We start from the raw sequence: 13,689 nt of genomic DNA on the forward strand, positions 1-13,689 counted from the left end.
CCGAACCCGGAAGCTAAGCCTTACAGCGCCGATGGTACTGCAGGGGGGACCCTGTGGGAGAGTAGGACGCCGCCGAACAATTCTTGAGAAAACCCCCGTACCATTCGGTACGGGGGTTTTCTGCGTTTCAGGATGTCTGGATCAGCTTGGTGTCGTACGCCAGGATGACCGCCTGAATGCGGTCACGGGAGCCGGTCTTGGCGAGAATACGGCCCACATGGGTCTTCACCGTCGACTCGGCCAGGTGGAGACGCGTGGCTATCTCCGTGTTGGTCCAGCCCTTTCCTATGACCGTGAGGATCTCGCGTTCCCGGTCCGTCAGGGCAGCGAGACGCGGGTCCTCCGGAGGCGAGGCCTCCGACGAGGCACCGGTCGGCAGGTGATGGACGTAGGCGTCCAGGAGGCGGCGGGTCAGGCTGGGGGCGACCACCGCGTCTCCCGTGGCCACCGCGCGGATGCCGGCGAGCAGTTCCTCGGGCTGGGCGTCCTTGACGAGGAAACCGGAGGCACCTGCGCGGAGCCCGGCGTAGGCGTACTCGTCCAGGTCGAAAGTGGTGACGATCAGGATGCGGGTGCGATCGCCGGCGGCGGTGATGCGGCGGGTCGCCTCGATCCCGTCGAGGCCGGGCATGCGGATGTCCATGAGGACGACGTCGGGATGGAACTCGGCCGCCATGCGGACCGCTTCGCTGCCGTTCGCCGCCTCGCCCACGACCGTCATGTCGTCCTGGCTCTCCAGCAGCATGCGGGAACCGAAGCGCTGAAGGGGCTGGTCGTCGGCGATGAGAACCGTGGTCACTGCGGGGACTCCTCCGGGAGAGACAGGCGGACGCGCCAGCCCCGCTCCGGGTCGGGGCGCGGGCCGGCCTCAAGTGTGCCGCCGTACAGGGCCGTTCGCTCGCGCATTCCGGGTAGCCCGCGGCCGTCCCGCGAGGGCCCGTCAGCGCGGCTGCCGTTGCCGGTGTCGGTGATCGTGACGGTGACGGCGGATTTCTCCCCGTAGGAGAGCTCTATCTCCGCGATGGCGTGGGGGCCGCCGTGCTTGAGGGTGTTGGTGAGGGCTTCCTGGACGACGCGGTAGACGGTGAGTTGGCGGCCCGGGGGGAGGGTGGGGCTGCCGTGGGTGGTGGTGCTGACGGGCAGGCCGGCGGAGCGTACGCCGTCGAGGAGCCGGTCGAGGTCGGTGAGGCCCGGCTGGGGGGTCAACTCGGGCTGTTGCCTCTCCTCCTCGCGCAGGACGTCCAGGAGGCGGCGCAGTTCGGTGAGGGCCTGCCGGCTGGTGGTGGCGATGGCGTCGAGGGCCTGGGCCGCGCGTTCGGGGGACTTGGCGGCCGCGTATCGGCCGCCGTCGGCGAGGCCGGTGATGACGGAGAGGTTGTGGCCGATGATGTCGTGCATCTCGCGGGCGATGCGGGCGCGTTCGGCGGCGGTGGCGAGCTGGGCCTGCTGGTCGCGTTCGGTCTCCAGGCGGCGGGCGCGGTCCTCCAGGGCCTCCGTGTGGTCGCGGCGGGTGCGGACCGTGGCGCCGATGAGGGCGGCCACGGTGATGGACATCAGATGGGAGCCGATCTGCTGGTGCCAGGAGCCCTCGCCGTGGCGGAGGGCCGAGACGAGGACCGGGACGATCACCAGTGCCGTCGCCCACCACAGGTTGCGCAGCGGGCGGCGCAGGGCCAGGTGGTAGACGAGGACCAGCTGGAGCAGGGCTGCCTGGAGGGCGGCGCCGGTCCAGGCGTTGACGAGGGCGAAGGGCACCATGGCGGCCAGGACCGTGCCGGGGTGGGTGCGGCGCCACAGGAGCGGGGCCGACAGGCCGACGCTCAGGATGAGGAGGAGCCAGCCGGGGACGTCGTGGTGGAGCGCGTTGTTGCGCCAGCCGCCGCCGAAGTAGTCGATCAGGGCGGCGGCGACCCAGAAGCCGGTGAAGTGGAGGTCCCACAGCAGCGGGTGGCGTCGGTCGAAGGCGCGCACCTTGAGGGTGAGGCGCTGGGCGTACTCGGTGAGGGGCTCCGGCGCCCGGTCTTCCGTCACGGGGTCCATCGTGCGGGACGCGCTGCCCGGCGTCATACGTCTTTGCGGCGCAGGACCACCGCGGCCACCGTGAGGAGGGCCGCCGTCCACAGGAGCATGGCCAGCAGGGCGGCGCCCGGGGAGGTGGCTCCGGGCAGGGGCTGGGCCGTGGTCAGGGCTTCCAGGGCCTTGCCGGGGAAGTAGCGGACGGCGTCGTCGACGAAGGCGTACGGGAGCATGGCCAGGATCTCCGGGAGGATCATGACGAGGCCGATGAAGGCGCCGATGGCCATCGGGACCGAGCGGAGCAGGGCGCCGATGCCGAGGGCGAGGACGGCGAGGAGGGTGAGGCCGGCCGCGTTGCCCGCGAGGGCGCGCAGGACGCCCGGGTCGCCGAGGGAGACGGAGAGGTCGGTGCCGTTGAGGAAGGACTGGGCCAGGGGGAAGGTGAGGAGGTTCGTCGCCAGGGTGAGAGGGAGGGCGACCGCGGCCAGGACGGCGGCCTTGGACCACAGGACGGGCAGGCGGCGGGGGACCGCGGTCATCGTGGCGCGGATCTGGCCCGTGGAGTACTCGCCGGCGGTGGCCAGGATGCCCAGAACGCCGAGGTTGATCGTGGCGAACTGGGTGCCGAGCAGGGCGAACATGACGGGGTCCATGCCGCCTTCGCCGGATCCGTCGTAGGCCGCGCCGAGGCCCGCGCCCATCGCGGCGGTCAGGAGGCTCGTGACGGCGAGGGTGATCCAGGTGGAGCGCAGGGTCCAGAACTTGTGCCATTCGGAGCGCAGGACGCGGGCCGGGGTCACGCGGTAGGGGAGGCTCGCCGTGGTCATGCCGCTGCTCCTCGCGGGGTTGCCGGGTACTCCACCGCGTCGCGGGTGAGGTCCATGAAGGCCTCCTCCAGGGAGGCTGTGGCGGGGCTCAGTTCGTGGAGGGGGATGCCGTGGGCGGCTGCCGTGCGGCCGATGTGCGGGGCGTCCGTGCCGCGGATGCGGAGGGTGCCGGGGGTGTCGGTGGTGATGTCGATGCCGGGGGCGGTGAGGAGGTCTGCGAGAGTGCCGGCCTGAGGGGTGACGACCTTCGTGGTGCCCGCGCCGGAGTCGCGTACGAAGTCGGTGACCGTGGTGTCGGCGAGGAGGCGGCCGCGGCCGATGATGACGAGGTGGTCGGCGGTGAGGGCCATCTCGCTCATCAGGTGTGAGGAGACGAGGACGGTACGGCCTTCCGCGGCGAGCGACTTGAGCAGGTTGCGGATCCACAGGACGCCCTCCGGGTCGAGGCCGTTGACCGGCTCGTCGAGGATGAGCGTGGCCGGGTCGCCGAGGAGGGCGGCGGCGATGCCGAGGCGCTGTCCCATGCCGAGGGAGAAGCCCTTGACCCGGCGGTGGGCCACGTCGGTCAGGCCGGTGAGGCCGAGGACGTGCTCGACCCGGGCGCGGGGGATCCCGTGGGTGTGGGCGAGGGCGCGCAGATGGTGGTGGGCGGTGCGGCCGGGGTGGACCGACCGGGCCTCCAGCAGGGCGCCGACCTCGGTGAGGGGCGCGGGGTGGGCGGCGTAGGAGCGTCCGGCCACGGTGGCGTGGCCGCGGGTGGGGGCATCCAGGCCCAGCAGCATGCGCATGGTCGTGGACTTGCCGGCGCCGTTCGGTCCGAGGAAGCCGGTGACGGTGCCGGGGCGGACGGTGAAGGACAGGTCCGTGACGACCGTCCGGTCGCCGTAGCGTTTGGTGAGTTCGTGTGCCGTCAGCATGCTTCGATGCTCGTGCGTGCGGGGACGGCGGGCGTCGGACCGGCGGGGTAATCGGGGTGAGGGGTGTCGTACCCGGGTACTACCGTGGCCACATGAGCTATGTGATCCGGTCCGTCCGTGCCGATGAGTGGCCTGCGGCGAAGGAGCTGCGGCTCGCGGCGCTGCAAGATCCGGTGGCGCACCTGGCCTTCCTGGAGACGTACGAGGAGGCCGCGGCGCGGCCGGACTCCTTCTGGCAGGAGCGGACGGCCGGTGCCGCCGAAGGGGCGGACGCGAGGCAGCAGATCATCGCCGAAGGGCCGGACGGGCGGTGGGTGGCGACGCTGACCGTGCTCGTGGAGGAGCCCGGGACGACGGACTGGGCCGGGTTCCCGGTGGAGCGGAAGCAGGGGCACGTGGTCGGCGTGTTCGTACGGCCCGAGGAGCGGGGGAGCGGCCTGACCGAGGTGCTGTTCGACGCGGCCCTGGAGTGGTTGTGGGGGCGGGGTCTCGAGCGGGTGCGGCTCATCGTGCACGAGGAGAACGGGCGGGCGCAGCGGTTCTACCGGCGGGTGGGGTTCCTGCCGAGCGGGGTGACGGTGCCGCTGGGGGATGCCGGGGAGCTGGAGCTGGAGTTCGTCCTCGAGCGGGAGTAGTGGCGCCTAGACGGGCAGTTCGTGGTGCGGCCAGCGGGCGCGGCCCTGTTCCCGGGACCGGAGCAGGGCCAGGGTCGGCAGGCCCCGGTCCGCTCCGGTGGCCAGCAGCTCCGGAAGCTGGGGAAGCGGGGCCACGGCCGCGACGTCGTCCAGGACGAGCGTCATTGGTGGGTCGAGGCGACCGGCCGATGACCGTTCGGCCATGTGCCGGCCGCGCTCGACCACGCTGGAGACGAGGGCCGTCAGGAGGGGCATCGCGCCCGGGTTCGTCCTGGGGTCCTCGATGGATTCCCCCACCACGTAAAGCGTGCCCGCTTCGTGGACGAAGGAATCCAAGGCGAGGGCATCAGTTCGGTTGGGAGTGCAGGCCTCGCGGATGTTGACCGTGGAGAGGGCGGCCAGGGCGCGGGTGGTCAGCTGCTGGGCCATGTCGCGGCGTTCGGGGTGGGCCGTGAGGGCGCCTTCGAGTTCGCCCGCGGAGCCGGGGGCGGCCTTGGGGTTGGTGCGGAGGATGCGTACGGCGTCCTGGATCTGGGTGCCCTGGGACCAGCGGTGGACGTGGCGGATGGTGCGGCCGTCGATCGCTGCGGCGTGCAGGTAGCTCCGCAGGAGTATCTCCGCTGTGTCGCTGAGGGCTTGGTCGAGTTTGGCGGTGGGACGGACGGGCGTGAGGAGGGCGGTGGCTCTCGTGATTGCCGTCGCCTTGTCCTCGCAGCCGGCCGTGGGGGACCAGTGGAGGCGGGACGGGGTGTCGCAGAGGTGGGCGGGATCGTAGAGGTGGGTGGGGCCCAGCTTGGCTCTGGCGTCCTTGGTTTCCTGCCAGAGGGCGGGATTCGAGGTGACGACGAGGGCGGGGCCTTCCGCGTCGCGTACCGCCTGGGCTGCCGTGCTCTGGCGGGTCTCCCTCGGGGCCACGAGGACCCTTTCCCACCTGCCCACTCGTTCCTGGGCGAACAGGGGAGCCGGGTCTGTGGTCGGGACGGTGGCTGTCGGAGGCGGAACCGGTGCCGGCTCCGGGGGGTGCGAGCGGGGTGTCGGCAACTCGTGCTGCACCGCCGTCGGATCAAGCTCCGGTGCCGGTGTCTGTACGAAAGTCGGTGCCGGTGCCGGTGCCGGTGCCGGTGTCTGCGCCTGTGCCGGTGTCTCGTGCTGCGTCGGCATCGGCGGTTCCTGCGCCGCCCGGACCCTCTCCTCCCGGCGCCTCGCGCGAACCGCCCGCCACCGGGCCAGCGTGCTCATCACGAACACGGTCAGGACGACCAGGACCATCAGCTGGCCGATGAACAGGCCCCAGAACAGGCCGTAGCCGGAGAGTTCGCCGGGGGGTGTGCCGGGCCAGGCGCCGGGGATGTCGTGGGGCTGGGCGATGAGGCCGCGCATGGCCAGGGGCGTGCGGGCGAAGGTGACGCCGGACGGCCAGGAGCCGTGAGCGAACAGGGCGGCGAGGCCCGTGGCCGTCCACACCAGCACGGACATGCCGAGGAGGAACGCCAGTACGCCGACCAGCAGGCCGTCGGGGATGCCTCCCTGGCCGTCCCGCGGGGTGTGGCGGTCGTCCGGTCTCACGCGTCTTCCCCTTACGCCTACGCCACCGTCGATTCGGAGTCGCCCAGGTGGTGCTCCACGAAGGCCGCGGCCCTTTCCTCCGCCTCCAGTTCGGCGGCGTGCAGGGCGTCGTCCGCGAGGTCGGCGGAGGACTGGGTCATCGCGCGGTCGGTGAAGACGAGCGGGCGTTCGGTCTCCGTGACGAGGTGTTTGACGACCTGGACGTTGCCGTTGACGTCCCACACGGCGATGCCGGGGGTGAGGGTCGGGATGATCTCCACCGCCCACCTGGGCAACCCCAGCACCCGGCCCGTCGCCCTCGCCTCGTCCGCTTTCTGGGCGTAGATCGTCCTGGTCGAGGCCATCTTGAGGATCGCCGCGGCCTCCTTCGCGGCTGCCCCGTCCACGACGTCCGACAAGTGGTGGACCACCGCCACGAACGACAGGCCCAGGCGTCGGCCGAACTTCAGCAGGCGCTGGAAGAGCTGCGCGACGAACGGGCTGTTGATGATGTGCCAGGCCTCCTCGACCAGGAAGATGCGCTTCTTCCGGTCGGGGCGGATCCAGGTGTGCTCCAGCCAGACGCCGACGATCGCCATGAGGATGGGCATGGCGATGGAGTTGCGGTCGATGTGGGACAGGTCGAAGACGATGAGCGGGGCGTCGAGGTCGATGCCCACGGTCGTCGGGCCGTCGAACATGCCGCGCAGGTCACCGTCGACCAGGCGGTCCAGGACCAGGGCGACGTCGAGGCCCCAGGCGCGTACGTCGTCTATGGCGACGTTCATCGCCTCGGCCGACTCGGGTTCGGGGTGGCGCAGCTGCTCGACGATGTCGGTCAGCACCGGCTGGCGGTCGACGATGGTCTCGTTGACGTAGGCGTGGGCGACCTTGAGGGCGAAGCCGGAGCGTTCGTCGAGGCCGTGCCCCATGGCGACCTCGATGATCGTCCGGAGCAGCGCGAGCTGGCCCGTGGTGGTGATCGCGGGGTCGAGCGGGTTGAGGCGGATGCCCATGTCCAGCGCCGCCATCGGGTCCAGACGGATGGGAGTTATGCCCAGCTCCTGGGCGACGAGGTTCCATTCGCCGACGCCGTCCTCGCCCTGGGCGTCCAGGACGACGACCTGGCGGTCCTTGAAGCGGAGCTGGCGCAGCACGTACGTCTTCTCCAGCGCCGACTTGCCGTTGCCGGACTCGCCGAGGACCAGCCAGTGGGGGGCGGGGAGCTGCTGGCCGTAGAGCTGGAAGGGGTCGTAGATGTAGCCCTTTCCGGAGTACACCTCGCGGCCGATGATGACGCCGGAGTCGCCGAGGCCGGGGGCGGCGGTCGGGAGGTAGACCGCCTGGGCCTGGCCCGTGGACGTGCGCACCGGGAGCCTGGTCGTCTCGACCTTCCCGAAGAGGAAGGAGGTGAAGGCGTCGGTGAGGACGGACAGCGGGTCCCGCATCTGGTCCTACCTCCGAATGCCGGTGGCGAAGGGAAGGGTGTTCACGAACGCGCGGTGGTGCTCGCGGTCGCACCATTCCAGCTTGAGGTACGACTTGCCCGCGGAGGCCCTTATCGTGCGCTTGTCGCGGGCGAGTGCGTCGGGGTTGCGGGAGGAGACCGTGATGTAGCCGACGAGGTTGACGCCGGCCGCGCCGCTGGCGAGGTCCTCGCCGCGCTGGTCGAGCCGGGAGTGGGCGGCGATGTCGCGCGGGTCGACCGTGCGGTTCATCTTGGCGGCGCGGGACGCCTCGGCCTCGTCGTTGGTCTTCTCCGTCAGCATGCGCTCGATGGCGACCTCGGTGGGTTCGAGGTCCATGGTGACGGCGACCGTGCGGATGACGTCCGGGGTGTGGACGAGCAGCGGGGCGAGGAAGTTGACGCCGACGGGGGTCATCGGCCACTCCTTCACCCAGGCCGTGGCGTGGCACCAGGGGGCGCGGGTGGAGGACTCGCGGGTCTTGGCCTGGAGGTAGGTGGGCTCCATGGCGTCCAGTTCGGCCGGCCAGGCGTTGCGCTTGGTCATCGCCTGGATGTGGTCGATGGGGTGGTCCGGGTCGTACATGGAGTGGATCAGCGAGGCCAGCCGTCCCTGCCCGAGCGGCTGCCGTACGCGGATGTCGGCCTCCTGGAGGCGCGAGCAGATGTCGGTGAGCTCGCGGGCCATGACGACGGCGAGGCCGGCGTCCCGGTCGACCTTGCCGCCGTGGGCGCGGGCGGCCCGGGCCATGGCGTTGGCCTCGGCGGCGAGGTCGCGCGTGTAGTGCATGCAGGCGACCAGGTAGGCGCGGTGCTGCTCGCTGCTGGTGGACACCATCGACTGGAGCTGGTCGTAGGACTCCTGGATCCAGGGCAGGGCCTTCTCGTCGCCGCGGACGGCGACGTCCTTGTTGTGGGCGTCCGGGTCGGCCGGGAGGGTGCGGGCCAGCATCTGGATGCGGGTGACGAAGCCGTCGCCGTTGGCCACGTGTTTGAGCAGCGTGCCGAAGCGGTCGACCAGGGCTTCCTGGTCCTCGCTGTCGCGCAGGCCGACGCCGGGGCCCTCGATCTCGATGGCGGCGGTGACGGTCTTGCGGTCGGCGTGCAGGAGCACGGCGATCTCGTCGGGGCCGAAGGGGGCGGCCAGCCAGGTGATGCGGCCGATGCCCGGGGGCGGGCCGACCTCGATCTCCTTGCCGTCCAGCCGGGTGCCGGCCTCGATCGCGGTGGAGCGGTAGGTGGTGCCCTGCTTGAGGGTCCGCTTGTAGCTGCGGTTGATCTCGAACCACTTGTAGAAGGTGCGGTGCTTGTACGGCACGTACACCGCGGCCAGCGCCAGCATCGGGAACCCGGCGAGCAGCACGATGCGCAGGGACAGCACCGGGACGAGGAGCCCGCACATCATGCCGAGGAACGCGCCAACGACGATCAGGGCGATCTCGCCGGTCTCGCGGTTGCGGCCGATGATCGCGTTCGGCCGGGCGCGGCCGATCAGGTATGTCCGGCGGGGCGTGACCGGATGGGACAGGTGGGACTCGGTCGTCAACGCCCTTCACCTCCCGTGCGGTTGGTACTGCTGTTGCGGGTGTTGCTGGCGTGGGGAGTGTTGACGGGGCTGCTCGAACGGGGGGCGGGTGCGGCGGAGGGGACAGATCCGCCGCCGCCGTTCGAGGTGCGCGCACCGTGCGCGGCGACTCCGCCGGAGGCGGGGTTGCTGGGGCGGGGGGCGGAGGACTGGCTGCCTCCGCCGTTGTTGTCGGCGCGGGAGCTGTGGGTCTTGATGCCCTGCGCGACGAGGGTGGCCGGGGAGCTGATGACCGCGGCGGCCTTGCTCTCGGCGCCCTGCATGAGGCGGTTGTTGCGGGAGCCGGCGATCTCGTCGCCGAAGCCGGGGACGAAGCGGTAGATCATCGCGCTGGCGAAGATGGCGAGCAGGATGATGGCGAGGCCGGAGACGACGGCGGAGAAGGCGTTCGGGCCGTCGTCGGCGGAGAGTGCGCCGGCGAGGCCGAGGACGATCACGATGACCGGCTTGATGAGGATGACGGCGATCATGATGCCGGCCCAGCGGCGGACGTGGCCCCACAGGTTCTTGTCGACGAGGCCGGCGTAGACGACGGTGCCGAGGAGGGCGCCGACGTAGAGCAGGGCGGCCCTGATGACGAGCTCCAGCCAGAGGACGCCGGCGGCGAGGATGCTGACCAGGGAGACGACGATCAGCATGATCGGGCCGCCGCCGATGTCCTCGCCCTTCTTGAGGGCCTCGGAGAACGTGCCGAAGAACGCGTCGGTCTGGTCGCCGGTGGCTTTCGCGAGGACCTCGGTGATGCCGTCGGTGGCCGATACGACGGTGTAGAGGATCAGGGGGGTGAAAGCGGAGGCCAGCACCGTGAGCCACAGGAAGCCGATGGCTTCGGAGAGGGCCGTGGTCAGGGGGACGCCTCGGACGGCTCGCTTGGCCACGGCCAGGAGCCAGAGCAGGAGCGTGAGGATCGTCGAGGCGGCGAAGACGACGGCGTACTGCTGGAGGAACTTGGGGTTCGTGAAGTCGACGTTGGCGGTTTCCTTCACGGCCTCGCTGAGCTTGTCGACGGTCCAGGAGGCGGCGTCGGCGCAGCCCTTGGCGAGGGAGGAGAGGGGGTCGAGGGTGGAGGCGGGGTCGAGCCGGGAGGTCCCGCTGCCGCTTCCGCTGCCGGTGTCGCCCTCGCAGATGTCTCTGGCCTCGCCCCTGAGCAGGTCGCAGGCGTTGTTGCTGGGCGACGGGGAAGGAGTGGGGGCGGCGAAGGCGCGGGTGGCCAGCAGGACCGTGGCCGTCTGCACGGCCGCAACCGCGGCGCCGAGCTTGAGTACGTGATGCCTAACGGGCATAGGTGAACCCTCCGTACTCCTCGACAGCCTTGCTCATGTCCTCTGCGGTGGAGGCTCTTTGGTCGCGGCCGACCGGGACCGGGCCGTCCTTCTGGGTGAAGCCGGTGACCTTCCAGTCACCGTCGACCCACTTCAGCTGGTACGTCGTGGTGTACCAACTCTCCGTCACAGGGTTCTTGGAGCCTTCACCCGACAGGCCGAAGAGCGACGTGTACCAGAGTGCGACCGAGGCGGTGCTGCTGTTGTAGGAGGTGACCTTGGTGCCGACCGGGACGACGCGCGAGACGAAGGTCTGGCCGCTCGGGGCGGTCCCGTCCTTGGTCAGGCCGATCTTCTCGAGGAAGCTCTCCCGCGAGTACACCTGGTCGAACTCCGGCAGCTGGGCGGTCGCGACGTCGGGTGCGTACACGGTGTTGACGATCGCGTGCCGCTTGTCGAGGTTGTACATGTCGGCCGACCCGAGGGCGATGCCGTAGTTTGTGGCCGCGGACTGGGCGCCCTGCTCGGTGTGGGCGTAGCCCGTGGCGATGTCGCCGGTCTTCGACTTCACCGGTTGTTCTCCCGTGGGCGCCGTCGCAGAGCTCTTGGCCTTGTCACTGCCAGAGCTGCTGCTGTCGTCCCCGTCCCCCCGGTTCGCGAAGGCGATCGCCGCGATCAGGAGGACCACCACGCCGACCACCGTGACCAGGCTGCGGGAGGAGCGGCGGCGGGGGTCGCCGAAGGCGTCGCCGGAGTCGGGCAGGCGGGTGCGGGTCTGGCCCGTGCCGGCGTAGCCGCCGGAGGGCTCGTGGTCGTCACCGAGACTCATGCCGCGTACGCCCCCTCGACGTCGTGCGGAAACACTTCGTACCGGTCGTACTTCTCATACTCCTCGTACGACGGTAGCCGTGCTGGTTCCCGCGCGGGCGCGGTGTGGTGACTCGACATCAGGGAAACGCAACCTCAGCCGGTGGGCACGACGGGCGGGTGGGATGGAGGGGAACCGGGCGGGCCCGGCCGGGCGGTCGGTGCCCGGGCTACACGGCCATGCCGTACACGATGGTGAACAGCGTCCCGAGTGAGCCGATGATGAAGACCCCCGTCAGACCCGCGATGATGAGGCCCTTGCCCTGCTCAGCGCTGAAGGTGTCCCGCAGGGCGGTCGCTCCGATGCGCTGTTTGGCGGCGCCCCAGATGGCGATGCCGAGGCAGAGCAGGATGGCCACCGCCATCACGACCTCGATCATCACCTTCGCCTCGTTGCCCAGGTTGCCGAAGGGGCCCCAGTCCGGAGCGATCCCGCCGATGATGGTGTTGATGTCTCCCTTGTCGGCCGCAAACAGCATGTAAGTCACCGCCCCTGTTGGGTAGTTCCGCACCCTCTGCGGTAGTGCAGAGGTCAGGCCTCATTCTCGCCGACAATGATGCTGCCGGATGTCGACTTGGCGTCATTGATTGGCGGGTTTCGTACGAATACCTTGCCACCGTTCCGCCCCGGTCCTTGAGGGAGGCGACGGGTGGTGTGCGAAGGATCGTATGGTTACTCTGTGTATCACGGGAGGTCACGCCGGGCAATGAGGCCTGAGCGGAACCTGGTGTGTGGTTCCGTCGTTGTGCCTTCTTGCGGTCTTTCTCACCTTTGCGGGCTGTTTCTGACGGCTGGTCGGGTGAGTGGTCGCGCCGGTGTTCCCGGGGTGAAGGCTACCTGGCACGGCGAAGGGGCCGCGGCTGAGTGGCCGCGGCCCCTTCGTCATCGGCCGCCCCCCGGGCCCCCACGGCCCCGGGTGACGGTGTTCGGTGACGGTCTGTCACCGGCTGGGGCGGCTCAGCCGGTGAAGGCGCCGAGTCCCTCCGGGGTGCCCAGGCCGGTCGGACCGTCGTAGCCCGTCCGGGCGGTGCAGAAGTAGCCGGTGGTGCAGCTGCCGTTGCTGCCGCTGGTGACGTCGTTCAGGGCGGATGTGTTCGCGTAGGGGAACCTGGCCGGGTAGGAGCCGGCGGACGGGGTGCCCGCGAGGGCGTAGACGCTCGCGATGATCGGGGCGGAGGCGCTGGTGCCGCCGTAGGTGGCCCAGCCCTGGCCGTCGGCGCCGTAGGTGTCGTAGACGGAGACGCCGGTCGCCGGGTCGGCGACGGCCGAGACGTCGGCGATCATGCGCCGGGCGCAGCCGGTGTCGGTCTGCCAGGCGGGCTTGGTGTCGTAGGCGGAGCAACCGGAGCCGGTCCCCTCGGTGCTGCTGGTCCGCCAGACGCTCTCGGACCAGCCGCGGGCGGTGGAGGCGGCGGTGAGGCTGGTGCCGCCGACGGACGTCACGTACGTGGACGCCGCCGGGTACTGGGCGCCGTAACCGGCGTCGCCCGCGCTGACGGTGATGGCGACGCCCGGGTGGTTGAAGTAGGAGGAGTCGTACGAGGCATCGGCGGAGGACTCCCCGCCGCCGTAGCTGTTGGAGACGTACTTGGCGCCCAGGGCGACGGCCTCGTTGACGGCGGTGCCGAGGTTGGACATGGACGCCGACTTCGCCTCGACGAGGGTGATGCGGCAGTTCGGGCAGACCGCGCTCGCCATGTCGAGGTCGAGGGAGATCTCGCCGGCCCAGCCGCTGTCGGCGGTGGGGAGGGCGGTGGCGGAACCGGTCTGGCTCACCTTCTTGAAGCAGCCGTTCGCGGTGGTGCAGGCGGGCAGGCCGTAGTGCGAGCGGTAGGCGGCGAGATCGGACTCGGCGTTCGGGTCGTCGTAGGCGTCGACGATGGCGATGGTCCGGCCGGAGCCGTTGCTCGCGGCGGCGGAGGTGAGGCCGTAGGCGCTGCGGAGGTCGGTGGGGCCGTAGCCCGAGGGGGAGGAGGCGTCGGCTGCGGCGGGGGTGATGCCGGTCTTCTTCGCCCGCTGCTTCTGGAAGGCGGTGAGGCCCCCCGTGACGCGCAGGGCGTTGCAGGCCATCTCGCCTTGGTGGCGGGGCAGGGCGCAGGAACGCGTCCAGGTGACCTGTGAGGTGCCCGGGTCCGCGGCGGCCTGTGCGTGGGCGGCGGTGGCGAGGCCGGTGAGGAGGAGCGCGGCGGTGGCGGTGACGGCGGAGACCGTGCGGCGCCATCTGCGGAGGGCGGAGGGGGCGTTGTGCGGTGTGGTGCGCAAGGTACAGCCTCCTGGCAGTGGTGGGCAGAGGCCTGCGGGTGGGGGAACCGCCGGTGTGTTTCCCGGCGGGGGCGGCGACCCGCGACGACGATCGCTTGTTGGGTACGTGACAACAAGACGAGTTTCGGAATACTGACTTCCGCATTGCTGAAGGAGGCGTGGGGCTTACTGATCACTGACGGGCCGATGGCCGGGCGATGGGGGAGGCTTGACCCGGGGCGGCCACGCCGAGGGTGCGGTGTCGGCGCGGCGCGGCGCGCCGGGCGGCGACGGGGTCGGGCGGGCCTGTGGGTACGGATCGGCCGAG

Annotated in this window: 12 protein-coding genes and 1 rRNA gene; 2 read left to right on the forward strand and 11 right to left on the reverse strand. The window is 70.8% G+C overall.

Translation table 11 applies throughout. From position 1 onward, the window contains the following. Positions 1-78 (forward strand): 5S ribosomal RNA (gene rrf, locus ACFY9S_RS15035); the annotation flags it as partial. Between the two features lie 49 nt (positions 79-127). On the opposite strand, the gene ACFY9S_RS15040 is transcribed toward rrf, so the two are convergent. Genes ACFY9S_RS15040 through ACFY9S_RS15055 form a run of 4 tightly spaced genes read right to left on the reverse strand, consistent with a single transcriptional unit; the run spans position 128 to position 3,760 of the window. Then, positions 128-799, reverse strand: a complete 672-nt coding sequence (locus tag ACFY9S_RS15040; protein WP_391127683.1) for a response regulator — start codon at positions 797-799, stop codon at positions 128-130. Then, entirely contained in the window at positions 796-2,040 is a 1,245-nt protein-coding gene (locus tag ACFY9S_RS15045) for a histidine kinase (protein ID WP_391128772.1), read from the reverse strand. Before ACFY9S_RS15045 ends, ACFY9S_RS15040 begins: the two co-directional genes overlap by 4 nt. Positions 2,041-2,063: 23 nt before the next feature. Further along, the gene (locus ACFY9S_RS15050; RefSeq protein WP_391127686.1) at positions 2,064-2,843 is read right to left on the reverse strand and encodes an ABC transporter permease; all 780 of its coding nucleotides are present in this window, start codon (positions 2,841-2,843) and stop codon (positions 2,064-2,066) included. Then, positions 2,840-3,760 carry an ATP-binding cassette domain-containing protein gene (locus ACFY9S_RS15055; RefSeq protein WP_391127689.1) on the reverse strand — a complete coding sequence of 307 codons (921 nt, stop codon included), beginning with the start codon at positions 3,758-3,760 and terminating at the stop codon, positions 2,840-2,842. Before ACFY9S_RS15055 ends, ACFY9S_RS15050 begins: the two co-directional genes overlap by 4 nt. A gap of 92 nt (positions 3,761-3,852) precedes the next feature. Here ACFY9S_RS15055 and ACFY9S_RS15060 point away from each other — a divergent pair, with 92 nt between their 5' ends. After that, entirely contained in the window at positions 3,853-4,395 is a 543-nt protein-coding gene (locus ACFY9S_RS15060; protein ID WP_391127693.1) for a GNAT family N-acetyltransferase, read from the forward strand. Between the two features lie 6 nt (positions 4,396-4,401). Here the strand turns inward: ACFY9S_RS15060 and ACFY9S_RS15065 are convergent, their stop codons facing one another. The 7 genes from ACFY9S_RS15065 to ACFY9S_RS15095 all read right to left on the reverse strand — a co-directional run bounded on the left by ACFY9S_RS15065 (position 4,402) and on the right by ACFY9S_RS15095 (position 13,382). Continuing rightward, positions 4,402-5,961, reverse strand: a complete 1,560-nt coding sequence (locus ACFY9S_RS15065) for a type IV secretory system conjugative DNA transfer family protein (RefSeq protein ID WP_391127694.1) — start codon at positions 5,959-5,961, stop codon at positions 4,402-4,404. A gap of 17 nt (positions 5,962-5,978) precedes the next feature. Further along, a complete protein-coding gene (locus tag ACFY9S_RS15070; protein WP_391127697.1) occupies positions 5,979-7,388 on the reverse strand; it encodes an ATP-binding protein in 1,410 nt (469 codons plus the stop codon). A 6-nt stretch (positions 7,389-7,394) separates the two neighbouring features. After that, positions 7,395-8,951: an SCO6880 family protein gene (locus tag ACFY9S_RS15075; RefSeq protein WP_391127700.1), complete on the reverse strand. Its 1,557-nt coding sequence runs from the start codon at positions 8,949-8,951 to the stop codon at positions 7,395-7,397. Then, positions 8,948-10,273, reverse strand: coding sequence for a hypothetical protein (locus ACFY9S_RS15080; protein WP_391127702.1), 1,326 nt, complete (start codon positions 10,271-10,273; stop codon positions 8,948-8,950). Before ACFY9S_RS15080 ends, ACFY9S_RS15075 begins: the two co-directional genes overlap by 4 nt. Beyond that, positions 10,263-11,081: a hypothetical protein gene (locus ACFY9S_RS15085; protein WP_391127705.1), complete on the reverse strand. Its 819-nt coding sequence runs from the start codon at positions 11,079-11,081 to the stop codon at positions 10,263-10,265. Before ACFY9S_RS15085 ends, ACFY9S_RS15080 begins: the two co-directional genes overlap by 11 nt. 208 nt (positions 11,082-11,289) lie before the next feature. Then, on the reverse strand, positions 11,290-11,598 hold the full coding sequence (locus tag ACFY9S_RS15090) for a hypothetical protein (RefSeq protein WP_102913377.1): 309 nt from the start codon (positions 11,596-11,598) through the stop codon (positions 11,290-11,292). 479 nt (positions 11,599-12,077) lie between these two features. After that, on the reverse strand, positions 12,078-13,382 hold the full coding sequence (locus tag ACFY9S_RS15095; RefSeq protein ID WP_391127707.1) for a peptidase S8: 1,305 nt from the start codon (positions 13,380-13,382) through the stop codon (positions 12,078-12,080). Positions 13,383-13,689: the final 307 nt, after the last annotated feature.

Origin of the sequence: Streptomyces sp. NPDC012474, from assembly GCF_042955185.1 — a bacterium.
GTDB lineage: Bacteria > Actinomycetota > Actinomycetes > Streptomycetales > Streptomycetaceae > Streptomyces > Streptomyces cahuitamycinicus.